Origin of the sequence: uncultured Tateyamaria sp. (assembly GCF_947487805.1) — a bacterium.
Taxonomy (GTDB): domain Bacteria; phylum Pseudomonadota; class Alphaproteobacteria; order Rhodobacterales; family Rhodobacteraceae; genus Tateyamaria.
In genome coordinates, this window is sequence record NZ_CANKXW010000007.1 from 109,644 (window position 1) to 134,624 (window position 24,981).

Annotated in this window: 26 protein-coding genes; 12 read left to right on the forward strand and 14 right to left on the reverse strand. The window is 64.2% G+C overall.

Annotated features, from left to right (window positions below):
- Positions 1-33 precede the first annotated feature (33 nt).
- Entirely contained in the window at positions 34-453 is a 420-nt protein-coding gene (locus Q0949_RS16225; RefSeq protein ID WP_299374584.1) for a Fur family transcriptional regulator, read from the reverse strand.
- A 75-nt stretch (positions 454-528) separates the two neighbouring features.
- Here Q0949_RS16225 and Q0949_RS16230 point away from each other — a divergent pair, with 75 nt between their 5' ends.
- Positions 529-1,794, forward strand: a complete 1,266-nt coding sequence (locus Q0949_RS16230) for a DEAD/DEAH box helicase (protein ID WP_299374587.1) — start codon at positions 529-531, stop codon at positions 1,792-1,794.
- A gap of 42 nt (positions 1,795-1,836) precedes the next feature.
- Here Q0949_RS16230 and Q0949_RS16235 read toward each other — a convergent pair whose 3' ends face one another.
- The gene (locus tag Q0949_RS16235; RefSeq protein WP_299374589.1) at positions 1,837-2,652 is read right to left on the reverse strand and encodes a DUF533 domain-containing protein; all 816 of its coding nucleotides are present in this window, start codon (positions 2,650-2,652) and stop codon (positions 1,837-1,839) included.
- 123 nt (positions 2,653-2,775) lie between these two features.
- Here Q0949_RS16235 and Q0949_RS16240 point away from each other — a divergent pair, with 123 nt between their 5' ends.
- The gene (locus tag Q0949_RS16240; protein WP_299374593.1) at positions 2,776-3,651 is read left to right on the forward strand and encodes a DMT family transporter; all 876 of its coding nucleotides are present in this window, start codon (positions 2,776-2,778) and stop codon (positions 3,649-3,651) included.
- Here the strand turns inward: Q0949_RS16240 and Q0949_RS16245 are convergent.
- Genes Q0949_RS16245 through Q0949_RS16255 form a run of 3 tightly spaced genes read right to left on the reverse strand, consistent with a single transcriptional unit; the run spans position 3,648 to position 6,465 of the window.
- Positions 3,648-5,045, reverse strand: coding sequence for a protein adenylyltransferase SelO (locus tag Q0949_RS16245; protein ID WP_299374596.1), 1,398 nt, complete (start codon positions 5,043-5,045; stop codon positions 3,648-3,650). The genes Q0949_RS16240 and Q0949_RS16245 overlap by 4 nt on opposite strands.
- 32 nt (positions 5,046-5,077) lie before the next feature.
- Complete coding sequence (locus tag Q0949_RS16250) at positions 5,078-5,527, reverse strand: GNAT family N-acetyltransferase (RefSeq protein WP_299374598.1); 450 nt, start codon at positions 5,525-5,527, stop codon at positions 5,078-5,080.
- Complete coding sequence (locus Q0949_RS16255; RefSeq protein WP_299374601.1) at positions 5,524-6,465, reverse strand: nucleoside hydrolase; 942 nt, start codon at positions 6,463-6,465, stop codon at positions 5,524-5,526. Before Q0949_RS16255 ends, Q0949_RS16250 begins: the two co-directional genes overlap by 4 nt.
- 117 nt (positions 6,466-6,582) lie before the next feature.
- Here Q0949_RS16255 and Q0949_RS16260 point away from each other — a divergent pair, with 117 nt between their 5' ends.
- Complete coding sequence (locus Q0949_RS16260) at positions 6,583-7,452, forward strand: hypothetical protein (RefSeq protein ID WP_299374603.1); 870 nt, start codon at positions 6,583-6,585, stop codon at positions 7,450-7,452.
- Here Q0949_RS16260 and mazG read toward each other — a convergent pair.
- Complete coding sequence (gene mazG, locus Q0949_RS16265; protein WP_299374606.1) at positions 7,439-8,263, reverse strand: nucleoside triphosphate pyrophosphohydrolase; 825 nt, start codon at positions 8,261-8,263, stop codon at positions 7,439-7,441. The genes Q0949_RS16260 and mazG overlap by 14 nt on opposite strands.
- Positions 8,264-8,326: 63 nt before the next feature.
- Between mazG and Q0949_RS16270 the strand changes: the two genes are divergently transcribed.
- The 4 genes from Q0949_RS16270 to Q0949_RS16285 all read left to right on the forward strand — a co-directional run bounded on the left by Q0949_RS16270 (position 8,327) and on the right by Q0949_RS16285 (position 11,910).
- Positions 8,327-9,490 carry a M20 aminoacylase family protein gene (locus Q0949_RS16270; protein ID WP_299374609.1) on the forward strand — a complete coding sequence of 388 codons (1,164 nt, stop codon included), beginning with the start codon at positions 8,327-8,329 and terminating at the stop codon, positions 9,488-9,490.
- 82 nt (positions 9,491-9,572) lie between these two features.
- The gene (gene speB / locus Q0949_RS16275) at positions 9,573-10,541 is read left to right on the forward strand and encodes an agmatinase (protein WP_299374612.1); all 969 of its coding nucleotides are present in this window, start codon (positions 9,573-9,575) and stop codon (positions 10,539-10,541) included.
- Positions 10,531-11,478 carry an agmatinase gene (gene speB, locus Q0949_RS16280; RefSeq protein WP_299374615.1) on the forward strand — a complete coding sequence of 316 codons (948 nt, stop codon included), beginning with the start codon at positions 10,531-10,533 and terminating at the stop codon, positions 11,476-11,478. Before speB (Q0949_RS16275) ends, speB (Q0949_RS16280) begins: the two co-directional genes overlap by 11 nt.
- Positions 11,479-11,505: 27 nt before the next feature.
- On the forward strand, positions 11,506-11,910 hold the full coding sequence (locus Q0949_RS16285) for a DUF1499 domain-containing protein (protein WP_299374618.1): 405 nt from the start codon (positions 11,506-11,508) through the stop codon (positions 11,908-11,910).
- Here the strand turns inward: Q0949_RS16285 and Q0949_RS16290 are convergent.
- Positions 11,851-12,150: a hypothetical protein gene (locus Q0949_RS16290; protein WP_299374866.1), complete on the reverse strand. Its 300-nt coding sequence runs from the start codon at positions 12,148-12,150 to the stop codon at positions 11,851-11,853. The two genes, Q0949_RS16285 and Q0949_RS16290, sit on opposite strands and share 60 nt — an antisense overlap.
- A 61-nt stretch (positions 12,151-12,211) precedes the next feature.
- Between Q0949_RS16290 and prfA the strand changes: the two genes are divergently transcribed.
- From prfA to Q0949_RS16305, 3 genes are all read left to right on the forward strand, one after another.
- Positions 12,212-13,261: a peptide chain release factor 1 gene (prfA, locus tag Q0949_RS16295; RefSeq protein WP_299374621.1), complete on the forward strand. Its 1,050-nt coding sequence runs from the start codon at positions 12,212-12,214 to the stop codon at positions 13,259-13,261.
- Complete coding sequence (prmC, locus tag Q0949_RS16300) at positions 13,258-14,091, forward strand: peptide chain release factor N(5)-glutamine methyltransferase (RefSeq protein WP_299374624.1); 834 nt, start codon at positions 13,258-13,260, stop codon at positions 14,089-14,091. Before prfA ends, prmC begins: the two co-directional genes overlap by 4 nt.
- A 199-nt stretch (positions 14,092-14,290) precedes the next feature.
- A complete protein-coding gene (locus tag Q0949_RS16305; protein WP_299374627.1) occupies positions 14,291-14,860 on the forward strand; it encodes a DUF4167 domain-containing protein in 570 nt (189 codons plus the stop codon).
- 1 nt (position 14,861) lies between these two features.
- Here the strand turns inward: Q0949_RS16305 and rsmA are convergent, their stop codons facing one another.
- The 6 genes from rsmA to lptF are packed head-to-tail and all read right to left on the reverse strand — an operon-like array spanning position 14,862 to position 22,274.
- On the reverse strand, positions 14,862-15,704 hold the full coding sequence (gene rsmA / locus Q0949_RS16310) for a 16S rRNA (adenine(1518)-N(6)/adenine(1519)-N(6))-dimethyltransferase RsmA (RefSeq protein ID WP_299374630.1): 843 nt from the start codon (positions 15,702-15,704) through the stop codon (positions 14,862-14,864).
- Positions 15,701-16,669 (reverse strand): 4-hydroxythreonine-4-phosphate dehydrogenase PdxA, encoded by a 969-nt coding sequence (gene pdxA, locus Q0949_RS16315; RefSeq protein WP_299374633.1) that lies wholly within the window; start codon positions 16,667-16,669, stop codon positions 15,701-15,703. Before pdxA ends, rsmA begins: the two co-directional genes overlap by 4 nt.
- Complete coding sequence (locus Q0949_RS16320) at positions 16,666-17,913, reverse strand: peptidylprolyl isomerase (protein ID WP_299374636.1); 1,248 nt, start codon at positions 17,911-17,913, stop codon at positions 16,666-16,668. The genes pdxA and Q0949_RS16320 overlap by 4 nt, the downstream gene beginning before the upstream one ends.
- Positions 17,910-20,084 carry an LPS assembly protein LptD gene (gene lptD / locus Q0949_RS16325; RefSeq protein WP_299374639.1) on the reverse strand — a complete coding sequence of 725 codons (2,175 nt, stop codon included), beginning with the start codon at positions 20,082-20,084 and terminating at the stop codon, positions 17,910-17,912. The genes Q0949_RS16320 and lptD overlap by 4 nt, the downstream gene beginning before the upstream one ends.
- Positions 20,077-21,174 carry an LPS export ABC transporter permease LptG gene (gene lptG / locus Q0949_RS16330; protein ID WP_299374641.1) on the reverse strand — a complete coding sequence of 366 codons (1,098 nt, stop codon included), beginning with the start codon at positions 21,172-21,174 and terminating at the stop codon, positions 20,077-20,079. The genes lptD and lptG overlap by 8 nt, the downstream gene beginning before the upstream one ends.
- Complete coding sequence (gene lptF, locus Q0949_RS16335; protein ID WP_299374644.1) at positions 21,171-22,274, reverse strand: LPS export ABC transporter permease LptF; 1,104 nt, start codon at positions 22,272-22,274, stop codon at positions 21,171-21,173. The genes lptG and lptF overlap by 4 nt, the downstream gene beginning before the upstream one ends.
- 186 nt (positions 22,275-22,460) lie before the next feature.
- Between lptF and Q0949_RS16340 the strand changes: the two genes are divergently transcribed.
- Together Q0949_RS16340 and Q0949_RS16345 are read left to right on the forward strand one after the other, a co-directional pair.
- The gene (locus Q0949_RS16340) at positions 22,461-23,933 is read left to right on the forward strand and encodes a leucyl aminopeptidase (RefSeq protein WP_299374647.1); all 1,473 of its coding nucleotides are present in this window, start codon (positions 22,461-22,463) and stop codon (positions 23,931-23,933) included.
- Between the two features lies 1 nt (position 23,934).
- A complete protein-coding gene (locus Q0949_RS16345) occupies positions 23,935-24,390 on the forward strand; it encodes a DNA polymerase III subunit chi (protein ID WP_299374650.1) in 456 nt (151 codons plus the stop codon).
- Here Q0949_RS16345 and Q0949_RS16350 read toward each other — a convergent pair.
- Positions 24,387-24,968, reverse strand: a complete 582-nt coding sequence (locus tag Q0949_RS16350) for a TIGR02281 family clan AA aspartic protease (protein ID WP_299374653.1) — start codon at positions 24,966-24,968, stop codon at positions 24,387-24,389. The genes Q0949_RS16345 and Q0949_RS16350 overlap by 4 nt on opposite strands.
- Positions 24,969-24,981 lie beyond the last annotated feature (13 nt).

Genomic DNA, 24,981 nt, shown 5'->3' on the forward strand with positions numbered 1-24,981 from the left:
TTATGGTGCGGGCCGCGGGGGCCCCGTGATGCGTCAGCGCTTGCGCGGGACGCCGTATAGTTCGAGCCGGTGGCCGCGCAATTCATAGCCCAGTTTCTGGGCGATCTTTTCCTGGAGCGCCTCGATCTCGTCATCGACGAATTCGATGACCTCGCCCGAGTTCATGTCGATCAGGTGGTCGTGATGTTCGCGTTCCGCGTCCTCGTAGCGGGCGCGGCCGTCGCCGAATTCGAGCTTGTCGAGCAGCCCCGCCTCTTCGAAGAGTTTGACGGTGCGGTAGACTGTGGCGATGGAAATGCCGCTGTCGACGGCGCTGGCGCGGTTATAGAGCTCTTCGACATCGGGGTGGTCATCGCTGTCTTGCAGGACTTGGGCAATCACCCGGCGCGGGTGTGTCATGCGCAGGCCCTTGGCCTCGCTGCGGTCGATGAGTGTCGGGCGCTTTGCGGTCATGGGCCCCGTTTAGCGAAGCTTTGCCAGCGGGGCAATTGCGGTTGACGCTGGCAGCGCATGGGTTCACTGGGGGCCATGAGCGATTTTGACATGATGAACCTTCCCGCGGCCGTATCGGCGCGCGTCGAAGAGATGGGGCTGACCCAACCGACACCGATTCAGGCGCAGGCGATTCCCCATGCGCTGAACGGGCGGGACGTGATGGGGCTGGCGCAGACCGGCACCGGCAAGACGGCGGCCTTTGGCATTCCGCTGATTTCCCGACTGATCGAAGAGGGGGGAAGTGCGGCCCCCAAGACGGCGCGGGGCCTTGTGCTGGCGCCGACGCGGGAGTTGGCGGGGCAGATTGCGCAGGTGCTGCGCGGGCTGACGGACATGAAGGTGCAGATCGTCGTGGGCGGTGTGTCGATCAACCCGCAGATCCAGCGTCTGTCAAAGGGGGTCGATATCCTTGTGGCCACGCCCGGACGGTTGCTGGACCTGGTGGACCGGCGCGCGGTGCGGCTGGACCAGACCGGGTTTCTGGTGCTGGATGAGGCGGACCAGATGCTGGATCTGGGTTTTGTCCACGATCTCCGCAAGATTGCCGCGCTGATGGGCGAGGACCGCCAGACCATGCTGTTTTCGGCGACGATGCCCAAGCAGATGGCAGAGATCGCGGGGTCCTACCTGCGCAATCCGATCCGGATCGAGGTTTCGCCCCCCGGCAAGGCGGCGGACAAGGTCACACAGGCTGTGCACTTCATCGCCAAGGCGGAGAAGACGTCACTGTTGGTCGAGTTGATGGATGCGCACCGCGACGAACGCGCGCTGGTGTTCACGCGCACCAAGCACGGCGCCGACCGGCTGGCGCGCAATCTGGACAAGGCAGGATACGCCGTGGCCGCGATCCACGGAGACAAGCGGCAGGGCCAGCGCGACCGCGCGCTCGCGTCGTTCAAGGCAAGCGAGATCAAGGTGCTGGTGGCGACGGATGTGGCGGCGCGGGGTCTGGATATTCCGGACGTCAAACACGTCTACAACTTTGATCTGCCCAATGTGCCCGAGGCCTATGTGCACCGGATCGGACGGACCGCGCGGGCGGGCAAGGATGGCGCGGCCATCGCGTTTTGTGCGCCGGACGAGATGGACCAGTTGAAAGACATCCAAAAGGTGATGAAACTGTCGATCCCGGTGGCGTCGGGCCGCGCATGGGAACCGGTGGAAGATCCCACCGCGAAAAAGCCCGCGCGCGGGCGCGGGCGGCCGGGGCCAAAACCCGGCGGCCGGCCCGGCGCGCCGGGCGGGGCCAAGCCGTCGAACCGGCGGCGCAAGCCCAAGCCCAAGGGGCCGCGGACGTAACGGAGCGGCGGCAAAGGTGCGCAATAAATGCGCACCCTACGGTCACTGGTAAAGCGACGGCACGCCCAGTTGGGCGTGAATGTCGTTCACCGCCCCGGCGTCCATGCCGAGACCCTGCGCCAGTTTGTGCAGATATTGCGCCTCGGCCTGCGAATCGAGATCAATGGCGATGACCGACATCGCATAGACCTGCGGACCCATGCCGCGCGGGACGTCCTGTACCAGACCGTCCACGTCGACGGGCCGGGCCATTTCGGATTTGAGAAAAGCGGCCTCTTGCGCGTCGATGTCGCCGCCCAGCTGGCCCATCAGCTTTTCCTGTTCGCCGTCGTCCAGCTTGCCGTCGGATTTCGCGGCTTGGATCATGGCGCGCAGCATGAGGGCTGCGGCGGCTTCCTGATCGGCGGTGGGTTCGATCGGGTCCTCCGGCGTCTGGTCGAAGTTGGAATTCAGCACCTGGCCAAAGCTTGCGCCATTTGACGCGGGCCGCTGTGCCATCGCACCGCCAAGCGCGCCCAGCAGGCCGCCCGCACCGGCGCCGCCCGCCAGACCACCCAGCATGCCCTGCAACCCGCCGGACTGGCCGCCGCTGCCGCCCAGCCCTTCGAGCAGACCGCCAAGGCCGCCCATGCCACCGGCACCGCCCTGCGCGCCACCCATGAGGCCGCCCAGCATATCCTGCAACCCGGCACCGCCGCCGCCCGCAGGGGCACCACCGGCCAGACCGCCCAAGAGGCCACCAAGACCGCCCGCACCACCCGGTGCTGCGCGCGCGGTGCCCTTGTTCATCATCGCGCTCGCGCCTTTCGCGACGGCCACGCCGATCGCCACTTTGGCCAGTGTTTTCATCAAGCTCATTGGGTTGCCCTCCATCTTCCCTTGGAATCAGTCCTGACGACCTTGGCACAAATCCCGGCGCGGAATGCGGGGAATGTTGGAACGCAATTGACATTGCCGCGCGCAGACGGGCCAAGTGCGGCCATGGCACGGAAATCCCATGTTGATCTGATTGGCGCGGTGGCGCTGACTGCCTTTGCGCTGAACTTTGGCTTTAACCAGGTGGTGGTCAAGGTGTCGAATGGCGGGTTCCAGCCCGTATTCATGGCCGCATTGCGGTCCATTGGCGGTCTGGCCATTCTGGTGATCTGGATGCGGGCCAAGGGCATTTCGCTGCACCTGCCGCGCGCCAGCCGGGTGGGGGGCGTGTTGGCGGGAGTGCTTTTTGCCGCCGAGTTCATGCTGCTTTTCAATGCGCTGGATCTGACCACGGTCGCGCGGTCGTCGATCCTGTTTTATTCCATGCCCATCTGGCTGGCGCTGGCGGCACATGTGCTGTTGCCAGGGGAGCGGCTGTCGCGGGTGCGGATGATCGGGCTGGTGCTGGCGATGGCGGGCGTGGCGCTGGCCGTGGCGGACCGCAGCGGCGGGCAGGGCAGTTTGCTGGGCGATCTGTTGTCGCTGATGGCCGCGATGTGCTGGGCCGGGATCGCGCTGTGTGTGCGGGTCACGCCGCTGAGCGAGGTGCCAGCGGAGCAGCAATTGCTGTGGCAGCTGGTGATTTCCACGCCCATCCTGCTTTTTGCCGCGTTTTTCTTTGGCCCGTTCATCCGCGATTTACAGCCGATCCACATGGTCGGCTTGGCCTATCAGGTGTTGGCGATTGCCAGCTTTGGCTTTCTGGCGTGGTTCTGGTTGATGAAGGTGTACCCGGCCTCGGGCGTGGCCTCTTTCAGCTTTCTTTCGCCGGTATTCGCGGTGCTTTTGGGGTGGCTGATCCTGGGCGAGGATATTGGTGTGCGGATCTGGCTGGCGCTTGGGCTGGTGGCGGCGGGTCTGATCCTGATCAACCGCCGCTAGGTGCCGCAGAAGGTCGCCGGGACGATTTCCTGCGCAGTGGGTGGGCGGCGCAGGTCGTCATGGTCTGGTGACGGCGCATAGGGGTCGGCCAGTGCCGTCATCATGCGTTCAAACGGGGCCATGTCGCCCGCGACGGCGGCGGTGATCATCGCCTCGATCCGGTGGGTGCGCGGGATGATCTGCGGATTGGTGCGTTGCATGATTTGGCCCGCGTCGGGGCCCGTTCGCTGTTCCCAGCGGGTGTGCCAGGCGTCAAAGGCCGCCCGGTCGGTGAACTGGTCGCGGGCCGTATCGGTGCCCAGGGCGGCAAAGCTATTGGTGAAATCCGCGCCGTCCTGCTGCATCAGCGCCAGCAGGTCTTCGATCAGGGGCTGGTCGTGGGCGGTGGCGTCGGGCAGGCCGATCTTGGCCCCGAAGCGGCGCAGCCACGCGGCCTGGAGTTGCGCGGGCATGGCGTGCACGATCTGGGTGGCCTCCTCGACCGCCTGTTCCTTGTCATCGAACAGCTGGATCAGAGCGGTGGCCAGTTGCGCCATGTTCCACACGGCGATGCGCGGCTGGTTGCCATAGGCATAGCGGCCCTGCTGGTCGATGGAGGAGAACACCCGCGCCTCGTGGTAGGCGTCCATGAAGGCGCAGGGGCCATAGTCGATGGTTTCGCCCGAGATGGTGCAGTTGTCGGTGTTCATAACCCCGTGGATGAAACCCACCGACATCCACGCGGCCACCAGTTCGGCTTGCGCGGCACAAACGGCGCGCAGGAGGCCCATGGCGCCGTCGGCCTGTGGATAGTGGCGGGCGATGGCATAGTCGGTGAGGGTGCGCAGCGCGTCGATCTCACCCCGGTGGGCAAAGATCTGGAACGTGCCGACGCGCAGGTGGCTGGCGGCCACGCGGGTCAGGACCGCGCCCGGCAGGGGGCCGTCCTCGCGCAGGACCGGCTCTCCGGTAGCGACTGCGGCCAGTGCGCGGGTGGTGGGGATGCCAAGCGCGTGCATCGCCTCGCTCACCACGTATTCGCGCAGGACCGGGCCCAGCCAGGCGCGCCCGTCGCCCATGCGGGAATAGGGCGTGCGGCCTGACCCCTTGAGCTGGATGTCGCGGCGGGTGCCATGGGTGTCGATGACCTCGCCCAGCAGGATGGCACGGCCGTCGCCCAGCTGCGGGTTGTAATTGCCGAACTGGTGACCGGCATAAAGCTGCGCCAGCGGCGCAGCCCCATCCGGCACGGCATTTCCGCCGAACACGTCCGCATTGGCGGGGCCAACGCCCAGCTCCTGCGCCAGAGCTTCATTCCAGGCCAGCATCTGGGGCGCCTTGACGGGCGTGGGATCGAGCCTGGTGTAGAACGCGGCAGGCAGGGCGGCATAGGTGTTATCAAAGGGGATATTCATGATCGACAGATAGGCGTCGCCGCCCCCAAAAGCTAGAACCGGCGCGTCATCAGGTGATAGCCGTCGCGCATCCGGAACCCGGCCTTGCCGTAAAGCCGTTGCGCTGTGGCGTTTCCGGCGCTGACCTCGAGGTGCAGCGCCTTGAGCCCGGCACCCGCCAAGGCGCGCGGCAGGGTCAGCAGGACCTCGGACGCGATGCCGCGCCCACGCACACCTGGCCGGACGTATAGTTCGTCGACAAACCCGTCCATGCCGCCGAATTCGACGGACCAACCAAAGGTCACCACGATATAGCCGATGGGTGCACGGGGTGGACCGATCAGATAGGCAGCCCCGTGGGGGATCCCCTCGAGCAGCGGCATGACCGCATCCGCGCGCGCGGCGTCGGATTGGTCAATGCCTTCTTCGGCGTGGAACGCGGCCACGAGTGGCAGCAGCTTGTCCGCATGCTCTGCGGTGGCGAGGGTCAGCGCCGCGCTCACAATCGGGCCAGACGTTCGGTCAGCAGGTCAAAGAACCCGTCCGCATCCAGATCGCCGATAAAGAGCGCGTTGGCAGGCCGGTCGGTCACGCGCCACCAGTCGGCGACGGTCATGCCAAGCGTCAGGGTGGAGCCGGTTTCAATCTCGACATTGATGTGACGCCCGCTGAACAGCTCGGGCTTGATCAGGTAGGCGGTCACGCAAGGATCGTGCAGCGGCGCGCCGCTGGAGCCGTATTTCTCCTTGTCGAAACGTTCAAAGAAATCCGTCATCTGCGCCACTGCAATGCCTGCGGGCGTGCCGAGGTTGCGAAAGGCGTCATTGCGGGACTGAGTTACCAATGCCTTGTGCGTGACGTCCAGCGGCATCACGACAATTTCGATGCCAGATTTAAACACGATATCAGCGGCTTCGGGGTCGACATAGATGTTGAACTCTGCGGCGGGCGTGATATTGCCCACCTCGAAATAGGCGCCGCCCATCAGGACGATCTGTTGCACCCGTTCGGCAATGTCCGGCGCGTTTTGCAGCGCGGTTGCGATGTTGGTGAGCGGCCCGAGCGGGCACAGCGTCACGGTCCCGGCGGGTTCGGACCGAAGGGTGTCGATGATGAAATCGACAGCGTGCCCGTCGGCCAGCGGCATTGTGGGATCAGGCAGGTCCGGGCCGTCCAACCCGGTTTTCCCGTGTACATGTTCCGCCGTCACCAGATCGCGGCCCAGAGGGCGGTCACAACCCGCATAAACCGGTACATCAACTTTGCCTGCCAACTCACAGATAATGCGCGCATTCTTGGCCGTCAGGTCAAGCGGCACGTTGCCTGCAACCGCTGTCAGGCCCAGCACCTCGACGTCTTCGGGGCTGGCAAGGGCCAGAAGGATGGCGACCGCGTCGTCCTGTCCGGGATCGGTGTCGATGATGATCTTTTGCGCTGGCATGGGGCCTCCGGTGGTTCGTGGGCGCACCGTGGCTGCTTTGGCACCCCTTGTCCAGAACCGGCGCGCGCCCGTGCGCAAAACCTTGCAAGGCCAGCGACGGCTGGCGTAAGGGCAGGCATGACCACGGCTCAGATCTATATCCATGCGGGCGCGCACAGGACGGGAACATCGTCCTTTCAGATGTGCCTGCACGAGAACCGCGCGGCGCTGGATCAGGCCGGTCTGGCGACGGCCTATCCCGGCAGGGACGGTATCCCGTCGGGGGATCTGGCGTTGCGGTTGCCGGGGACAATCGGGGCGGAGCCTGCGGGCTTCGTGGACCGCGCGACCCGGACGCTGGCCGATCATGCGGGCGGGCGCCCTCTGATCCTGTCCGAGGAAAACATCCCCGGACGCATGTTCCATTTCATGCGGGGGCAGTTTTATCCCATGGCCGGGCCGCGATGCGAGGTCTTGCGCGCGGCGTGGCCGGGCACGATCGCCCATGTCTTGCTGGTGGTGCGGCCCTATGACGAATTGTTCGTGTCGGGCTATCGCAAGCGGGCTGAAGACAATGCCGTGCCGTCCTTTGACGATTTGCGCCCCACCTATATGGCGATGGATCGCGGCTGGCCGTCCATCGTCGAAGTGCTGCGCGACGTGCTGCGGCCTGACCTGCTGACCGTGATCCCCTATGCGCAGCGCGGATCGAGTACGGATTTGTTGCAAAGGCTGGTACCGGGCATTCCGGGCACCGCGTTGAAAGAGCCGGGACGGGTTGTGAACCTGAGTGCGACGGATGCGGCGCTGGAGGTATTGCAAGAGGCCTATCGGGGTGGGCAAAAACTGCCTCGGGCCAAGTGGAAGTCGGTGATCGGCGCCCATGCCGAGGACCGCGCGCCGCGCGGGTTTGCCGCATTCTCGGAAACGGAAGTAACCGAGTTGTCAGAACGTTACGCGTCGGACCTCAAGCAGATCGAGTGGATGGACGGCGTCAGCTTCGGCTAGCGCGTTCCTGCATTTTGGCGGCGTCCCAGAGGGCGTCCATTTCCTCCAGCGTGCTGTCTTGCGGGCGTTTGCCGCGTGTCGCAAGCGCGGCCTCGACTGCGCCAAAGCGGCGGGTGAACTTGGCATTGGTGCGCCGCAACGCTTCCTCGGGGTCGATGTCCAGATGGCGCGCGAGGTTCGCCACGACAAAGAGCAGATCGCCCATCTCGTCCACCATGGCGTCGTGATCCAGATGGTCGCGTGCCTCGACCAGCTCGGCGGCCTCTTCCTTGATCTTGTCGATGACGTGGTGCGTGTCGGGCCAGTCAAAGCCCACGCGGGCCGCGCGTTTTTGCAGTTTGAGCGCGCGCAGGAGGGCGGGCAGGTTCAGTGCCACGCCGTCCAGCGTGCCCTGCTGCGCCTTGCCCGCGCGTTCGGCGGCCTTGATCGTTTCCCAGTCGCGGGTCTGTTGTTCTGCGGATTTGTCGCGGCTTTCGTCGCCGAACACATGCGGGTGGCGGGCGACCATCTTGTCCGAGATATTGCGGACCACGGATTGAAAGGTGAAATGTCCGGCCTCTTCGCCGATGGCGGTATGGTAGACCGATTGCAGCAGCAGGTCACCCAACTCGCCCTCGAGCTCGGGCCAATCGCGGCGTTCGATGGCGTCGGCGACCTCGTAGGCCTCTTCGATCGTGTAGGGGGCGATGGTGTCGAAGGTCTGTTCGATGTCCCAGGGGCAGCCCGCGTCGGGGTCGCGCAGGCGGCGCATGATTTCGAGCAGACGTTCGATGCCTGCGCCTTGATCGTGGATCAGAGTGTCGTCGCCCATTGCAGCCCCGTGCGGTTTGAGGTTTGGTGACATGTGACGCATCCCAACATCAGGAGTCCAGCCATGGCGATCATCAACCGTATCGGAGACCTTGCGCCGGATATGGCGGCGTGGCGGCAGCATCTGCATTCGATCCCGGAGCTGTCGTTCGATTGCCCCAAGACGTCCGCATTCATCAAGGCGCGGTTGGAAGAGATCGGCGTGGATGCGGTGCATGACGGTATCGCGCAGACGGGCATCGTGGCGATCATCGAGGGGCAGGGTGCGGGGCCGACCATTGGCTTGCGCGCGGATTTCGATGCGCTGCCCATCGAAGAGGAAACCGGGGTTGAGTATGCCTCGACCCATCCGGGCAAGATGCATGCCTGCGGCCATGACGGGCATACGGCGATGTTGCTGGGGGCTGCGAAATACCTGGCGGAGACGCGCAATTTTGCGGGCAAGGTTGCGTTGATCTTTCAGCCTGCCGAGGAGGCGGGCGGTGGTGGCGAGGTCATGGTGCAGGAGGGCATCATGGATCAGTTCGACATCGGCGAGGTCTATGCCATCCACAACGCGCCCGGCAAGGATTTCGGCAAGTTCCACACACGCGGCGGGCCGATCATGGCGGCGGCGGACACGTTTCACATCCACGTCACGGGCAAGGGCGGCCATGCCGCGCGGCCCTATGATTCCATCGATCCCGTGGTGGCGGCCTGTGCCGTGGTCACGGCCCTGCAAACCATCGTCAGCCGCAATCACCGGCCGCTGGAACAGTTGGTGATCTCGACCACGCAGATCCACACGGGCACGACTGACAATGTCATCCCCGAGGACGCCTATATCAACGGCACCGTGCGTACGTTCAACAAAGACGTGCAGGCCATGGTTGTGGCGCGGATGGAGCAGATCGTGGCGGGCACAGCCGCCGCCTATGGCTGCGAGGCGCGGCTGGAGTTCGAGTTCGGCTATCCCCCCACCGTAAACGATGCGGGCAAGGCCGGGTTTGCAGCACAGGTTGCCGCGGAAGTGGCGGGCGATGCGGGCGTGGATGCCGATGTGGAGCCGGTGATGGGCGCAGAGGATTTCTCTTATATGCTGGAAGCGCGACCCGGCGCCTATCTGATGCTGGGGCAGGGCGAGGGTGCGGGCGTGCACCATCCGAAATACAATTTCAACGACGAGATCGCGCCGATCGGGGCCTCGTTCTTTGCCCGGTTGGTCGAGACGGCGCAGCCCGTACGCTAGGGCTGGCAGTATAAAGGGGGCTTTGCCCCTCGGCGCATGCGCGCCTCAACTCGAAGTTTATCTGGCAAGATGAAGGATCAGAATGGCGCTTGAAGATGCAAAGACACAGATGGATCACGCCTTTACCCGCGAGGATCCGCGCGGCCCGTCGTTCGAGTTGACCTTTGCCGGGGCGACGTCGTTCCTGCGCCGCCGCTATACCAAGGATCTGACCGGCGTGGATATTGCGGTGACCGGCATTCCCTTTGACCAGGCGGTGACGAACCGGCCCGGCACGCGGCTGGGGCCACGGGCGATCCGCGAGGCGTCGAGCCTGCAAGCGCCGGACGCGCCTTACGGGTGGCCCTTTGATGTGCTGAGCGAGCGGGTCATCGTGGACTATGGTGATGTGGCCTTTGACTATGCCAATATCGCGGCCTTTCCGGACACGGTGACCGCACATATGCGCGGTATTCTGAACGCAGGTGCGGCGAGCGTTGTTCTGGGGGGCGATCACTACATCTCGTTTCCGATCCTCAAGGCCTATGCCGAGGTCTATGGGCCGATGTCCCTGATCCAGATCGATGCGCATACCGATACATGGGCCGATGATGATATGGGGCGCGTGGATCACGGCACGATGTTTTACAAGGCAGTCAAGTCGGGGATTGTCGATCCGGCCACGTCCGTCCAGATCGGCATCCGCACCACGAACGAGGACACGCTGGGCGTCCATATCATCGACGCGCCGGAATTTCACCGGATCGGGCCGGAGGCCGCCGCGGCGCGTGCGCGCGAGATCGTGGGCGACCGGCCCTGTTACCTGAGCTTTGACATCGACGGGCTGGACCCGGCCTTTGCCCCCGGGACGGGCACGCCGGTCTGGGGGGGGCTGAGTTCGGCGCAGGCCGCGGCCCTGTTGCGCGCGCTGGCGGGCATCAACATTCGAGGCGGTGACATTGTCGAGGTATCGCCGCCCTTTGACACGACCGGGGCCACGGCCATCGCGGGTGCCCATGTGGCGACCGAGATCTGCCAGTTGCTGGGGTGGAGGATGCGCAGTGGCGCCTAAAAACCAACCGATCAGCGGCAATGATCTGGCGCGGTTTTCCGGGCCGAACACGTTCATGCGGCTGCCCTTTACCAACGAGTTGCACAAGCTGGATGTGGCGATCCTGGGCGTGCCGATGGACATTGGAACATCGTGGCGGTCGGGCACGCGGTTTGGCCCCAAACAGGTGCGCAGCGAAAGCGCGATGATCCGGCCCTATAACCTGCAGACGGGCGCGGCCCCCTTCGACAGCTTGCAGGCGGCGGACGTGGGCGATCTGGCGATCAACACGTTTTCGCTTGCCGACAGCATTCGGATCATCGAGGACAGCTATGACGCGATCCTGAACTATGATGCGATCCCGGCGGCCATCGGGGGAGATCATTCCATCACGCTGCCCATCCTGCGCGCGATTGCAAAACGGCACGGGCCGGTGGCGCTTGTTCATGTGGATGCGCATGCAGACGTGAATGACGAGATGTTCGGCGAGCGGGAGACACACGGCACCGTGTTCCGCCGTGCCTATGAGGAAGGGCTGATCCAGCCGGCCAAGACCTATCAGATCGGGCTGCGCGGTACGGGATACAGTGCCGAGGATTTCACGGAGGCCGCCGGCTGGGGGTTCCAGCAGTTTCTGGCGCCCGAGTTGTGGGGCCGGGATCTGAGCACGCTTGGCGCGGAAATCCGCCGCGACATCGGCGATGCGCCGGTGTACGTGACCTATGATATCGACAGCCTCGATCCGGCCTATGCGCCGGGCACGGGCACGCCCGAGATTGGAGGACTGACCACGCCACAGGCGATGCAGTTGATCCGGGCCTTGCGCGGGTTGAACATTGTGGGCTGTGATCTGGTTGAAGTCTCGCCGCCATACGATACATCCGGCAATACGGCGCTGACGGCGGCGAACATCCTTTACGAACTGCTGTGCGTGCTGCCGGGTGTTGCGTATCGGTGAGGGGATAAAGCTGGAGTGCTAAGGATCATGACTACAGTTCTGATTGTCGTGTGCATTGTGGCCTTGGGCGCGGTGGCCTGGGTGCGGCTGGCACCTGTGGATGCCGCGCGCTGGCATCAGCCGATCAGCGCCACGGCCAGCAAGGATATGACGGGCGGTGCCATTCGGGTGACGGATGTGGGGCCCGAGGCCTTGGCGCGCGTTGATGCGGCCGCACGCGCGATGCCACGCACTCAGGTGGTGGCCGGATCGGTTGCCGAAGGGCAGATCACCTATGTGACACGGTCCAGGTGGATTGGCTTTCCCGATTTCACGACGGTGGAGTATCGCGACGGGTTGCTGCGCATGTATGCGCGGCTGCGCTTTGGTCGGTCAGATTTTGGCGTCAATCGCGAACGATTGCAGCGGCTGCTTGTCGCCGCCAAAGGGTGAGCCGAGCGAAGAGCTGAGGCAGCCTTCTTGCACCTCGCGCCACATGGGCGAATTCAACGACATCTGGCATTGCGCCATGAACATGCGGCCATCCACTTGCAAACAGATGGTTTCGCCGAGTTCGATGCGGCTGCCGGCGCGGTCGGTGCAGTAACATTCCACCGTTTTGCCGGATGGTGACGTAACATCGGCCATGGCCGGGCCGACACACAGAAGGGAGAGGACAAATGCGCGTATCATGGCCATATCTTAGCACGTTCGGCCCCTTGACCAAAGCCCCTGCTTGGATCACACCTGCGTCATGATCCCCCAGGACCGACTTTTGCAGATCACTCAGCGGTTTCAATATCTTGAAGCCGCCATGGCCGACGGCAGCGGCGATATTGCTGCGCTGGCCAAGGAGTATTCCGACCTCAAGCCAGTCGTGGATCAGATCGCGGCCTACCAGCGCATCGTCGAGGATATGGAGGAGGCCGAGGCCATGCTGGCCGATCCGGACATGGCGGAGCTCGCTCAAGAAGAGTTGCCGCGCCTCAAAGCCGCCTTGCCGGAGGCTGAGGCGGCGCTTCAGGTGGCGCTGTTGCCCAAGGATGCGGCGGATGCAAAGCCTGCGATGCTGGAGATCCGGCCCGGCACGGGCGGCGACGAGGCCGCCCTTTTTGCGGGCGATCTGTTGCGCATGTACACCCGCTATGCCGAGGCGCGGGGCTGGAAGCTCGATATCATCGAGGAACAGGCCACCGAGCTGGGTGGGATCAAGGAAGTCGTGGCGCATATCACGGGCGAGAACGTGTTTGCGCGGATGAAATTCGAATCCGGTGTGCACCGGGTGCAGCGGGTCCCCACCACCGAAAGCGGTGGGCGCATCCACACCTCTGCGGCGACCGTGGCCGTGCTGCCCGAGGCCGAAGATGTCGATATCGACATCGCGCCGGGCGATATCCGTATCGACACGATGCGGTCGTCGGGCGCCGGGGGCCAGCACGTGAACACCACCGACAGTGCGGTGCGCATCACCCATTTGCCCACGGGCATCGTGGTGACCAGTTCGGAAAAGTCACAACACCGCAACCGGGACAAGGCAATGCAGGTGCTGCGCGCACGCCTCTATGATCTGGAGCGCAGCCGGGTCGACAGCGAGCGCAGCGCGGACCGCGCGGCACAAGTGGGGTCGGGCGACCGGTCCGAGCGCATCCGCACCTACAATTTCCCGCAAGGGCGCATGACGGACCACCGCATCAACCTGACGCTTTACCGGCTTGATCAGTTGATGCAGGGCGATCTGGACGAGGTCATTGACGCGCTCAGCGCCGATGCGCAGGCACGGATGATGGCCGAGATGGGCACATGACCGCCGCCGAGGCACTGGTTGCGGCCACGGCACGGCTGCGCGCAGCGGGCGTACCGGATCCTGCGCGAGATGCACGTGTCTTGCTGGCCCATGCCGCACAGGTCGATGCGGCCCGCGTGACACTGATTGCCCCCGAAGACATCGCGCCCGACATCGCAGAGCGCTACGAGAACCTCGTCGCCCTCCGCGCCGTGCGCGTGCCGGTAAGCCACCTGATCGGTGAGCGGGAATTCTATGGCCGCCGGTTCAAGGTGTCGGCGGATGTGCTGGACCCGCGCCCCGAATCCGAGACGTTGATCGAGGCGGCCTTGTCGCAGGATTTCGAGCGCGTTCTTGACCTTGGCACCGGGTCGGGTTGCTTGCTGGTGACGCTGTTGTCGGAACGTATGCGGGCCACGGGCGTGGGCGTCGATCTGAGCGAAGAGGCCTGTTTGCAGGCCAGCGCCAATGCGGTTCTGAATCTCGTGGCCGACCGTGTGCGTATCGTGCAGGGCGATTGGTTTGACCCGATAGAGGGGCGGTTTGACTTGATCGTCGCGAACCCACCCTACCTTGCGGCATTTGAAATGGACGATGTTGCGCCTGAGTTGCGCGACCATGAACCACGCATGGCGTTGACGGACGAGGGCGACGGGTTGTCCGCCTATCGCGAGATTGCCGCACAGGCGGGCGGATACCTGACGGCGGAAGGCCGGGTCTTGTGTGAAATCGGCTGGATGCAGGCAGATGATGTGCGCGCCATCTTTGAAGCTGAGGGATGGGGCGATCTGCTTGTTTTGCCGGATCTCGATGGGCGAGATCGTGTCATTGTGGCGCGGAATCCCGCGTGAACCGTTCAAAAATGTTTAAAAAGTGCCATTACCTCTTGTCGTGGCGTCCTTGCCATGCTTATTCATGCCCCAGATGCTGATGCGCGGCCCGGTCCCTGCGACAGCATTCATCCACAAGATCGCCGCGATACTGTGAACTGGTGCTGCCATGCACCGCGGCTGATCAGAAAAGACACGCCAAAGAGCGGAACAGATATTCATGAAATCTTCGAGATCACGGTCCCGGTCCAAGAGCAGTCGTAACCGCAATTCCGGTGGCGGTGGCGGCAACGTCGTCAATCGCGTCTTTGACAGTTCCGGCCCCGAGGGCAAGGTCCGCGGCACGCCGCAACAGATCATCGACAAGTACAATCAGCTTGCGCGCGATGCGCAGCTGTCGGGCGACCGTGTCGCAACCGAGAATTTTCAGCAGCACGCGGAACACTACCTGCGTATGCTGAGCGAGGCGCAGCGCGAGATCGACGCGCGCCGCGAAGAGCAGGAGCGGCAAAACCGCGAACGCCAGGCCGAGCGCGACCGCGAACGCGCCGCACGGCAGGAGCAGGACAGCCAGAACGTTGACCCGTCCACCGCGCCGCAACCCGATGTGGTGGCCGACGGCGACAGTGACAGCGGTCTGGTCGAAACACCCGAGAGCCAGCCCAAGCCCAAGTCAACGCGCAGCAGCAGCAGCCGGTCTCGCAAGCCCAAGCCAAAGCCCGCAACCGATGACGCGGCCGGGTCAGAGCCTGCGGCTGACAGCGGCTCGGCCCCCGAAGCGGCCGAATAACTCAGGCGTGCGCGACAGCGCGGGCCAGGGCGCAGAATTCCTCGACAGACACTTGTTCCGCCCGCGTGGTGGGGGAAATCCCTGCGGCGTGCAGGCGGTCCTCGATATCCGGTGTGAGCCCCTTCAGGGCTGCGCGCAGCATCTTGCGCCGCTGGTTGAAGGCCTTGGCCACCACGCGCGACAGCACATCGGCATCCGCATCAAAGCGCGGTGCAGGCAGCGCGGTCAGGTGCACCACGGCGCTGGACACTTTTGGCGGCGGGGTAAACGCCTCGGGCGGCAGGGACAGCGCGATGCGCACATCCGTGCGCCATTGGGACAGCACGGCGAGGCGGCCATAGGCCTTTGATCCCGGCTGTGCCACGATCCGTTCGGCCACTTCGCGTTGGAACATGAGCGTCAGCGACTGCCAGTAAGGCGGCCAGCTGGGCGGTGTCAGCCAGCGCACCAGAAGCTCTGTGCCGACATTATAGGGCAAGTTGGCCGCCACCCGGATAGGCGGCGTCAGATGCGCCAGCGGGTCGATCTGGAGCGCGTCACCTTCGATCACCTGAAGCTGACCGGGATAGCGGTCGGCAATCTGCGCCAGCGCGGGCAAACAACGCGCGTCCTTTTCGATGGCCAGCACCTTGCGCGCGCCTTCGGACAGCAGACCGCGGGTCAGACCACCGGGGCCGGGGCCGATTTCCAGCACATCCGTGCCCGTGAGGTCGCCCGCCTGACGCGCAATCTTGGCCGTCAGGTTCAGATCCAGCAGGAAATTCTGGCCCAGAGATTTGCGCGCGCTGAGGCCGTGGGTTGCAATCACCTGGCGCAGCGGAGGCAGGTCGTCGATCGTGCTCATGCGCGGCCCGCCATCTCATGGGCCATGCGGATGGCTTCGATCATGCTGGTCGGGTTTGCGATGTTGCGGCCCGCGATGTCAAAGGCGGTGCCATGGTCGGGCGAGGTGCGGATGATGGGCAGCCCAAGCGTGACGTTCACGCCGCGGTCGAAATCCAGCGTCTTGATCGGGATCAGGGCCTGATCGTGGTACATGCAGACCGCTGCGTCATAACGCGCGCGGGCGGCGGCGTGAAACAGCGTGTCACCCGGCCACGGCCCGGTGACGTCAATGCCTGTGGCCGCGATCTCGGCCACGAGGGCGGCGATCCAATTGCCTTCCTGATGGCCCATGGCACCGCCTTCGCCCGCATGGGGGTTCAGGCCCGCAACAACGATCCGGGGTGATGCGATGCCGAACTGGTCGCGCAATCCGCGTGCCGTGATTTCGATCGTCGTGCGCAGCAAATCCGGCGTCAGCGTCTCGGGCACGTCCTCGAGGGCGATATGGATCGTCGCCGGCACCACGCGCAGCATGTCCGAGGCCAGCATCATCACCGCGCGTGGCGCGTCTGTCAGGGCCTCGAGGTATTCGGTATGGCCGGGATAGGCGAAACCGGCGCCGTCCATCAGCACCTTTTTGTGGATGGGTGCCGTGCACAGCGCCGACGCCGCCCCAGAGGTCACCAGCGTCACGGCGCGGGCAATCACGTCGATTACACCCTGGGCGTTTTCGGGTGCTGCGGTGCCGGGCTGTGTCGGGGCCGCGAACCGGTGGGGTAGGACGGGCAGGGCGTCTGCGCACAGGCGCGCGGCCTCGGACGGGTCAGAAACCTCGGTAACGGGTGTGCCCGCTGGCAGGTGGCGTGGATCGCCGATCCAGACCATCGGGATTTGGTCCCGCAGGGCCGCCCACGCCTTGGCCGCCACTTCGGGACCGATCCCGGCGGGTTCGCCACAGCTGATGGCGATGGGCGCTTGGGTCATTCGAATGTGCGAATGGTGGCTTCGGCGCGCAATTGTTCCAGCAGGTTTTCCGCGAAAGCCCCCAGTCGCTGATTGCGCAGCTGACTGGCAACGGAATCGCGGTCAATCTCCTGGTCTTCGCCCAGTTCCGGGGTGCGGCCACAAAGCATGAGCAGGACCAGAGTATTGCCGCTTGCGCGTGTCAACGCTGTTGAGGTTTCTCCGGGGTCCAGCTTGGACAGTTCGATGGCGATATCGTCAGGGATTTCGGAAGGCGGCAGGCTTCCGCGATCCAGCACATTCTCTGGCTGGCCCTGTGCGACGCCATAGAGGTCATCGCAGCGGTCGACCCGGGCCGAGATGGCGCGCGCGCGGGCGAGCGCTTCGGGTGTCCGGCCCCCGGGGATGTAGTAGGCGGCATATTCGATGGCGGCATATTCCGGCGCCGGTGCATCAGTTTCGCGGATGTCGCGCAATTGGAACAGGGCAACCGCATTCGGGATCGGCAGTGGTGCGGTGACTTCGCCCGGCGTCAATGCCAGCAGCAGGGGCCGCAAGGCGGGTGGCAATTGCGAGATTTCCGTCCAGGGCAGTCGCCCGCCATTGCCGCGCGAGGCGGTGGCGGAGAAGCGCCGGGCAAAGCCGGAGAATTCCGCCTCGCTCTGCGATTGCGCGATCTGTTCGGCCTGCGCCAGAACCTGTTCGGCGCGCGGGGGCGGGGCCGGGATGATGATTTCGGACAGCAGAACCTCGATCCCGCTATTGGGACGAACGGAGGCAATGGCCAGATCAATCTCGCGGTCCGAGATCTGCACCCGTGATCCAAAACGCGCGCGGATATAGTCGCGCCAGATCAGGGATGACGTCACAAAGTCGCGCAGCGTCTCGCGGGCCACGCCTGCGCTTTCGAGACCCTGTACCAGTTCATCTGTCGTAAGTTCGGCACGCGCCGCAAACTCGCTCAGCCCGTTTTGCAGATCCTCGTCGGGCAGGGTGATCCCGACACGCGCTGTTTCGGCAAGGCGCAGGCGGTCATTGATCAGCTCGTCAATGACCTCGCCACGGCTGCCGCCGCGAGCGCCGAGGACTTGCAGAAAGCGGATGCGCTGTTGCACCTCGAATTCCGTGATCAGCGCCTCGTCCACCTGTGCGACGGGGGCAAAGAGGTTCTGGGCCTGTGCTGCGTGCGGCGCGCCAAACGTCGCGGCCACAAGACCTGCGGCCAGAGCCGTTGTCAGTCGTTGAAATCGTGTCTTGCTGCTCATCTCGCCTGCTTTCCGCATGATCGTGGTTCCACCCGCTCGCCCGTGTTCGCGGAGAAACCGCGCAGGGATACTGTTAACCCCAGACTGGTGGAGGGCTCAATAGTTGTCGAGTCCGCGAAGCTTCGATTGATCGATACGCCCACCCGCACACATTCGTTTGTATAGGTCAATCCGGCGCCTGCGGTGGCCGCGCGCCCCTCTTCGAGGTCATAGCGCCAGTCGACGCTGGCGGTCCAGAAGCGGTCAATCTTGTAGGCGCCGTCAAATGTCAGCTCGCCGATGGGCGAGGGCAGTTCGATGGCGGGGTCTTCTGAAATCCAGATATAGCTGCCACCAAGGTCGAGCCTGTCATTGCTCCAGTCTCCTCGCACCTCGGCCTTGGCCACGTCAAAGCTTTCGTTGAACAGGGTGCGCCCGGACACGGCCAGCCCGCCATTGAATTTCAACTGGCCCGCCAGCAAGAAGTCGGATGTTGTTCCCGACAAACCCGTGGTGTCGCTGAAATCGGCCTGATTTTCCTCGCGCAGGATCTGGCCCAAGGTCAGGCTGGCGGACCAGCCCGCCGGGTCAAAACGCGACCACGTGCCACCCAGCGCCACTGCCCAGCCCCGTTCGCGGCGGTCGGTGGCGGGAAAACGGGACAAGGTCAGCAGATTGCCCTCGTCGAATTCGACCCGCGTGCTTTCCTCGTTAGGCACGGCCAGCCCGTCACCGCCGACCCATGCGAGTTGGGCAAAGGGTTCGATCACGTGGCGCGCGCCGCTCGCGCTGGACCGTGCAAGGGGATAGCGCAGCGTGACCGCGGCGTGCGGAGCCAGACCGCTGTCGCCGTCATCAAAGATGCTGTCGTCGCTGACGCGGATGACGTCGCCGGCCACACCCAGGCGGGTCTGGGTCTGGAGGCCGCCCATCTGGAAGGTATGCAACCACTCTGCACTGACATTGAAGCGCAACACGTCCCGGCCATCGACGACACCGTCGCCGTTGGCGTCGAAGTCGAGTGAGGATGCGCGCTCATGGGCATGTGCGGCAGCGGCCAGCCGCACTTCGCCGCCCAGAGCCGACGGAAAGAAACGACGCTCATAGAGCGCTTCGACCACATCGGAGGGCAGCACGTCGTCATCTTCGTCGTCGCGCAGGGACTTGTAGTTGATATAGGACAGCCGGATGAATTCATCCCGGCGCGCGCGGCTGACCTGGATCTGGCTGTCGAGCCTGTCCTTGCTGAAATATCCGTAGTCGTTGAGATAAGCGTCGTCGGACACGGCTTCGATATCGAACTCAAGCACGAAGTCGCGGTTCAGGTCGAACCGGCCCGCACCAAAGAGGAACCCGCGCGCGTCATTGGGTTGCAGTTCATCGTTGGAATAGGTGCCTTCAAAGATGATGCGGCCCCGGCGGAATGCCTGGCGGTACCGGAATTCCAGGGTTTGCGTGTTGTTGGCCAGATAGGGGGTCAGCGTGAGGTCACGGTGATCGCCCAGTTTGATGAAATAGGGGATACGCAGACCTGTGCCGAGCCGCGAATTGGATTGCAACTCCGGGATCAGGAACCCGGTCGCGCGGTCCTGGGTGGGATCGGGCAGGCGCAGGCGGGGCAGGTACAGGATGGGCGTATTGCGGATGCGCAATTGGGCGTGGTCAAAATAAAGCTGGCGCGCTTCTTCGTCGTGGATGACCCGCTTGGCCCGGATTTGCCAGAGCGGCGGTCTGGGGTCGTTTTCGCAGACATGACAGGAGGTGACAGCGGTCTTGTAAAGCTGGGTGTAGCGTCCGCCCACGCGGTTCATCTGCACCGAGGCGAGTTGCAGTTGATCGTTCAGGACCAGCCGTGCGCCGGTGAGCAGCCCGTTTTGCAAATCATTGCTGAGTTCGGCCTGGTTGGCGAGGATGCGCGTGCCATTGCCGTCATCGATGACAATTGGTCCGGTGATTGTCAGTGCGCCAGTGTCAGGGTTGTATTCGATGGCCTGTGCGGTCAGGCGGGTGCCGTCCTGGAACGCCTCGACATTGCCGCGGGCAATCAGCCTGCGGTCGCGGGTCACCTGAATGTCGTCGGCAACAAGCACGGCCGGTGCGGGTGCTGTCTGGGCATCGGCTGGCTGCGACGCCAGCGCGAGCAGCAGGATCATCAGGGCGGCCATCCCCCATTGCCGCATGCGGCTAGCCATCTTCGGTCCGGAGCAGCAGGCCAAGGCCCAGCAGGATGGCAGCACAGGGCGCCGCCCATGCCGACAGCATTAGCGGTATCTGGCCGTTCTCACCCAGAATCTGCGCAAAACTGCGAATGAAGTACAAAGCAAAACCCAACAGTACCGCGGCCAGCACGGCGGTGCCGGTCCCCCCGAACCGGGTATGGCGCATCGTAAACGCGGCGGCAACCAGAACCATGCCCATCAGGAACAGCGGCCGGGCCAGTTGCGCCTGCAACCACACCCGATGATGACGGGCCGAGAACCCGGCCTGTTCCAACTGCACGATGAAATCGGGCATGTCCCAGATCGACACGCCCGCAGGGGTACCCAGCGTTTCGCGGATACGGTCCAGCGTCAGGGTCGAGGGCACGGCCAGCACATCATGGGTGACGGCATTGGCTTCGGGGTTGAGGCCGGTGGTCAGCGGCCAGACCTTGGCCTGTCGCAGCGACCATGCGCCGTCCTGGAGGGCCGCACTGGCCGCTTCGATCCGCCGGACGGGTCCACCGCCGGGCGCGTAGGCGACAAAGCTGACATCGTAGAGCACCGAGGCATCGGCATTGGACCGCGCCGCGCGGATCACCGTTTGACCCGCCTCGCTGCCTTGGCGCAGCCACAGCCCTTCTTCGGAGACCGACAGGGCGGAGGCCCCGCCCGAGCGGTATGTCTCGGCGAGTGTGGCATAGCGTTTCGACGTGGCGGCCACGATTGGGCCCAGCGTTGTCGTGGCCAGAACGCCCAAGACAAGCGCCACCGCGACGGGGGCCACGAGCGCCCGCATCGCGGACCGGCCTGCGGCCCGCGTCACCACCAGCTCTGACGATCGGGCCAGAGAGATGAACAGGGTCACGGTGCCGAGGATCATGATCAGCGGCAGGATCTGGTTCAGCGTTTCGGGCACGTTGAGCAGGGTCAGGCCGAGGCGTTGAGCAAAACTGACCCCAAAATCGGCGAACTTGCGGGTTTGGTCAATCAGGTCCACCAACAGAACAAGCGTGGCGAGCACCGTGGCAATCACGAGAAGTGCCATGGCAAACCGGCGGGCAAAGTAGAAATGCAGGATCATGTGGCCCCCCGCAATCTGCGCAAGTACGCGCGCGCACCGGAGGCCGTCCAGAGCAGGCCCAGCACGATCACCGCGCCAAGGGCGGAGGGCAGGTAGAGGATCGGCCAGAGGCGCGGATCCTGCACAACCGGGTCGGACAGGCTGCCGCGCATCCCGTCGAGGGCAACCAGAACAAGGAAGGCGATCACGATCTCGCGCCAGACGCCAAAACGGGAATACCCACCGACCAGCAGCGTCGCAAAACCGATAAGCGCCGTGACAAAGCAGAAGGTCGCGCGCGCAATCCTGCTGTGAAGCTCTTCGGCCACGGCGCCGGGCGTCCGGCCGATGGTCGCCGCAATGCCTGTCCAGTCAAACAGCAGCCTGTCGCTTGTCATATGTTGCAGCGAAGGGCCGATCCCGTCCTCGGATTTCATCAACGTCGTGATGTCGAAGGAGAAATCCTGAAACTTGGCGGTGGACAGGCGGTTTTCTGCGGTGATCAGCCGCTGCGCCAACCCGTCCACCATGATCAGCGACGTGCCGCTGTCGTTGCGCACAAGGTAGGCCTCGGCTGCCGTGTACATGAGCCGTTGGTCCGGGTCGCGCCGGTCGGCGAGGAACACGTCCTGCAACACGCCGTCTTCGCTGATGGCACGGGTATAGAAGGTCACGCCGCGCGCGGGGCTCAGAAACTCGCCTTCGGTCAAGAGGCGTGACGTGATGTTGCGCGAAATCTCCGCCTCGCGTTCGCTGAGCTGTTGGGTGGCGGCGGGAACGAGGACATGGCTGAGCACCGACACCATCACCGCCGAGATCAGCCCAAAGATGGCCACAGGACGCGCCAGCCGCCACGGTGATGTGCCCGTGGACATCATCACCGTCAGCTCACTTTCGTTGTTGAGTCGGTTCGTGACGTAGATCGCGGCAGCAAAGGTCGCGATGGGCAAAACCGTCACGATCAGCCGAGGTAGCCCCAGCGCAGAAAATTCAAGGAACACCAACGCGGTCTGGCCGTCGCCGATCAGCCGGTCAAACAGCTGCACCGCCCGGTTGATCCAGAACACGGACACCAGAACGAGGGCGAAAAAGCCAAACAACCAAAGCAGTTGCGACAGCATATAGCGGTCTATCTTGACCACATGGCCCCCCGAGGAATTGCCTGTTTGTGTTCTGGACGCGGCAGCGTTTTTTGCAAACTACCCCAAGGGCGCGCCCGGGAAAACTGTTATTCTCGTTTGCGCGCTGGTCACCGCCTGCGCGGCAAGCTACGTCTAATGACAACCCCAGACCACGCGGAGCGCGACATGACTGACCTGACCCCGGTTTCCTTTGCTGCCACAGATATCGATGCCATTGCCGGACACGAGGGCCGGGTGGCCGTTGTGGTCACGCCGGAGGGCAAGCTGGAATTGTCCGCGCGCCGGGTCAACCGCCTGACCAAGGGGGCGGTGCAGCGGTTTGTGGACAGTGACGGGTTTGCCAAGGTCAAGGCGGGGCAGGTGACAACACTGGCCTGGCCTGCGGGCATGGCTGCCCAAGCGGTTGATGTCATCTGCCTGCCACGCAACCATTCGGTGGAAGAGGCCCGCAAGGCCGGCGCCGCATTGGGCAAGGCGCGGGGCGGCAAGGCGCTGTTGCTGGCGGCGGACGGGGCCCGGCGGGTCGCCGAGATCGTCTTTGGGCTGGTGATGCGGGATTATGATTTTGCGGCGCACAAGACGGATGCGGAGGCCAGCGAGACCGGTGTGACGGTCATGGCATCGAAACCTGACGAGGCGGAGGCCGCAGCCGCGCCTTTGCTGGCGATTGCCGAAGGGACGTTCATGACCCGCGATCTGGTCAATGAACCTGCAAACGTGCTGACCACAACCGAATTCGCAGATCGTCTGTCCGAGATGTCGGAACTGGGCCTCGAGGTCGAGGTGCTGGACGAGGATGCGCTGGAAAAGCTGGGTATGCGCACCTTGCTTTGTGTGGGGCAGGGGTCGGACAGCCCTTCGAAGGTCGTTGTGATGCAGTGGAAGGGCGGCGCGGACGATGCCGCCCCGTTGGCACTGGTGGGCAAGGGTGTGGTGTTCGACACCGGCGGTATCAGCCTCAAGCCCGCGGGCGGCATGGAAGACATGACGATGGATATGGGTGGTGCGGGTGTGGTCGCGGGCACGATGCGCGCACTGGCGCGGCGGAAGGCAAAGGCCAATGTCGTGGGCCTTGTGGGGCTGGTGGAGAACATGCCGTCGGGCAACGCGACCCGACCCGGCGATGTGATCACCTCGATGAAGGGCGACACGGTCGAAGTGATCAACACCGATGCCGAGGGGCGTTTGGTTCTGTGTGACGTGATGTGGTACGCGCAGGAGCGGTTTGCGCCTGCGGGCATGATCGATCTGGCGACGCTGACCGGGGCGATCATCATCGGGCTGGGGCACGAGAACGCCGGTGTCTTTTCCAATGATGACGGGTTTTGTGACGCGTTCCTCAAGGCCGCATCCAAGGAAGGTGAGGGTGCCTGGCGCATGCCTTTGGGGCAGGCCTATGACGATCTGTTAAAATCGCGGATCGCGGACATGAAGAACATCGGCGGCAGGCCAGCCGGGTCCGTTACAGCTGCTCAGTTCTTGCAACGGTTTGTAAAACCCGAAACACCGTGGATCCATCTGGACATTGCGGGCGTGGCATCGGTCAAATCGGCGACAACGCTGGCGCCTGCGGGAGCGACAGGCTGGGGTGTCATGGCTCTGAACCGTCTGGTGGCGGACGGCTACGAGACGGATTGAGATGGGGGCGGCCTATTTCTACCACCTGACGCGGCGCCCGCTTGAGGACACGTTGACGATGCTGTTGGGCAAGGCGATGGAGGCCGGTTGGCGCGTTGCGGTGCGTGGGCCGGACCTGGCGCGGTTGGCGTGGCTGGATGAAAAGCTGTGGTTGGGGCCTGAGGACGGGTTTTTGCCCCACGGTCTGGCCGGGTCGGACCATGATGCAGAGCAGCCTGTTTTACTGACCAGCGGTGCGGCGACCAACGGTGCGACCTGTGTGATGACGATTGACGGCGCCGAGATCACGGCAGCGGAGGTGGATGCGCTGGACCGGGTCTGCATCCTGTTTGATGGCAATGATCCAGAGGCGTTGACTGTGGCGCGTGGCCAGTGGAAGGCGCTGAAGGATGCGGGCGCATCCGCGCAATACTGGTCTGAAGAGTCGGGTCGGTGGGAGAAAAAGGCCGAAACCTAGCGGCTGAGCGTCATTTGCCCGCCTGCGATTTCGATGCGGCCCCAGCGTTGCAGATACCCCATGCCCAGAAGCGATTGGCCCAACTCGCCATCGTTGACCACGGCGGGCACATTGGTGTCCGTGTGGGGGCCCAGCGTGATGCTGTCGAGGCGAACGGGGGCTGTGCGCACTTCTCCGTTTGCCGTTGCTGCGCGGCCGAAGAAATTCAGCTGCGCCGGATCGAGGCCCGCAGCAGCGGCGTCTGCCTGATTGAGAACGATATCTGTCGCGCCGGTGTCGACCACGAAATCGAGCGGCACGCCATTGACGTCCAGCGTGAGGTAATAGTGACCATCCCTGCTGCGCGGCACCGATACAACGCCGGTGTCGTCAAACCGCGTCTGGTTGGCCAGAAGGCTCCCCTTGATATCGTCCCACATGCCAACCACGGCGATCGCACCCAGAAAGATCAGCGCCCAGATAGCCGCCATTTGCAGGGTTTGACCCAGCTTGAGCCTGTTGCTGAGCAAAAAGCCGCCCCCCAGCACCAGCAAGAGCAGGCCGAGATAGGCAAATTGTGCGATATTGTCTGCTGTCATGGCATTCATATAG

Excerpts from the sequence above, each read along its gene's own strand:
- Q0949_RS16240 (WP_299374593.1), top strand. The coding sequence starts at position 2,776 with ATGGCACGGAAATCCCATGTTGATCTGATTGGCGCGGTGGCGCTGACT.
- Q0949_RS16350 (WP_299374653.1), bottom strand. The coding sequence starts at position 24,968 with ATGACAGCAGACAATATCGCACAATTTGCCTATCTCGGCCTGCTCTTG.
- prmC (WP_299374624.1), top strand. The coding sequence starts at position 13,258 with ATGACCGCCGCCGAGGCACTGGTTGCGGCCACGGCACGGCTGCGCGCA.
- speB (WP_299374612.1), top strand. The coding sequence starts at position 9,573 with ATGGCGCTTGAAGATGCAAAGACACAGATGGATCACGCCTTTACCCGC.
- Q0949_RS16225 (WP_299374584.1), bottom strand. The coding sequence starts at position 453 with ATGACCGCAAAGCGCCCGACACTCATCGACCGCAGCGAGGCCAAGGGC.
- lptG (WP_299374641.1), bottom strand. The coding sequence starts at position 21,174 with ATGATCCTGCATTTCTACTTTGCCCGCCGGTTTGCCATGGCACTTCTC.
- Q0949_RS16285 (WP_299374618.1), top strand. The coding sequence starts at position 11,506 with ATGACTACAGTTCTGATTGTCGTGTGCATTGTGGCCTTGGGCGCGGTG.
- Q0949_RS16340 (WP_299374647.1), top strand. The coding sequence starts at position 22,461 with ATGACTGACCTGACCCCGGTTTCCTTTGCTGCCACAGATATCGATGCC.
- Q0949_RS16290 (WP_299374866.1), bottom strand. The coding sequence starts at position 12,150 with ATGATACGCGCATTTGTCCTCTCCCTTCTGTGTGTCGGCCCGGCCATG.
- mazG (WP_299374606.1), bottom strand. The coding sequence starts at position 8,263 with ATGGGCGACGACACTCTGATCCACGATCAAGGCGCAGGCATCGAACGT.
- Q0949_RS16345 (WP_299374650.1), top strand. The coding sequence starts at position 23,935 with ATGGGGGCGGCCTATTTCTACCACCTGACGCGGCGCCCGCTTGAGGAC.
- lptF (WP_299374644.1), bottom strand. The coding sequence starts at position 22,274 with ATGCTGTCGCAACTGCTTTGGTTGTTTGGCTTTTTCGCCCTCGTTCTG.
- Q0949_RS16245 (WP_299374596.1), bottom strand. The coding sequence starts at position 5,045 with ATGAATATCCCCTTTGATAACACCTATGCCGCCCTGCCTGCCGCGTTC.
- Q0949_RS16260 (WP_299374603.1), top strand. The coding sequence starts at position 6,583 with ATGACCACGGCTCAGATCTATATCCATGCGGGCGCGCACAGGACGGGA.
- lptD (WP_299374639.1), bottom strand. The coding sequence starts at position 20,084 with ATGGCTAGCCGCATGCGGCAATGGGGGATGGCCGCCCTGATGATCCTG.
- Q0949_RS16230 (WP_299374587.1), top strand. The coding sequence starts at position 529 with ATGAGCGATTTTGACATGATGAACCTTCCCGCGGCCGTATCGGCGCGC.
- Q0949_RS16255 (WP_299374601.1), bottom strand. The coding sequence starts at position 6,465 with ATGCCAGCGCAAAAGATCATCATCGACACCGATCCCGGACAGGACGAC.
- pdxA (WP_299374633.1), bottom strand. The coding sequence starts at position 16,669 with ATGACCCAAGCGCCCATCGCCATCAGCTGTGGCGAACCCGCCGGGATC.
- prfA (WP_299374621.1), top strand. The coding sequence starts at position 12,212 with ATGATCCCCCAGGACCGACTTTTGCAGATCACTCAGCGGTTTCAATAT.
- Q0949_RS16305 (WP_299374627.1), top strand. The coding sequence starts at position 14,291 with ATGAAATCTTCGAGATCACGGTCCCGGTCCAAGAGCAGTCGTAACCGC.
- Q0949_RS16270 (WP_299374609.1), top strand. The coding sequence starts at position 8,327 with ATGGCGATCATCAACCGTATCGGAGACCTTGCGCCGGATATGGCGGCG.
- rsmA (WP_299374630.1), bottom strand. The coding sequence starts at position 15,704 with ATGAGCACGATCGACGACCTGCCTCCGCTGCGCCAGGTGATTGCAACC.
- Q0949_RS16320 (WP_299374636.1), bottom strand. The coding sequence starts at position 17,913 with ATGAGCAGCAAGACACGATTTCAACGACTGACAACGGCTCTGGCCGCA.
- Q0949_RS16235 (WP_299374589.1), bottom strand. The coding sequence starts at position 2,652 with ATGAGCTTGATGAAAACACTGGCCAAAGTGGCGATCGGCGTGGCCGTC.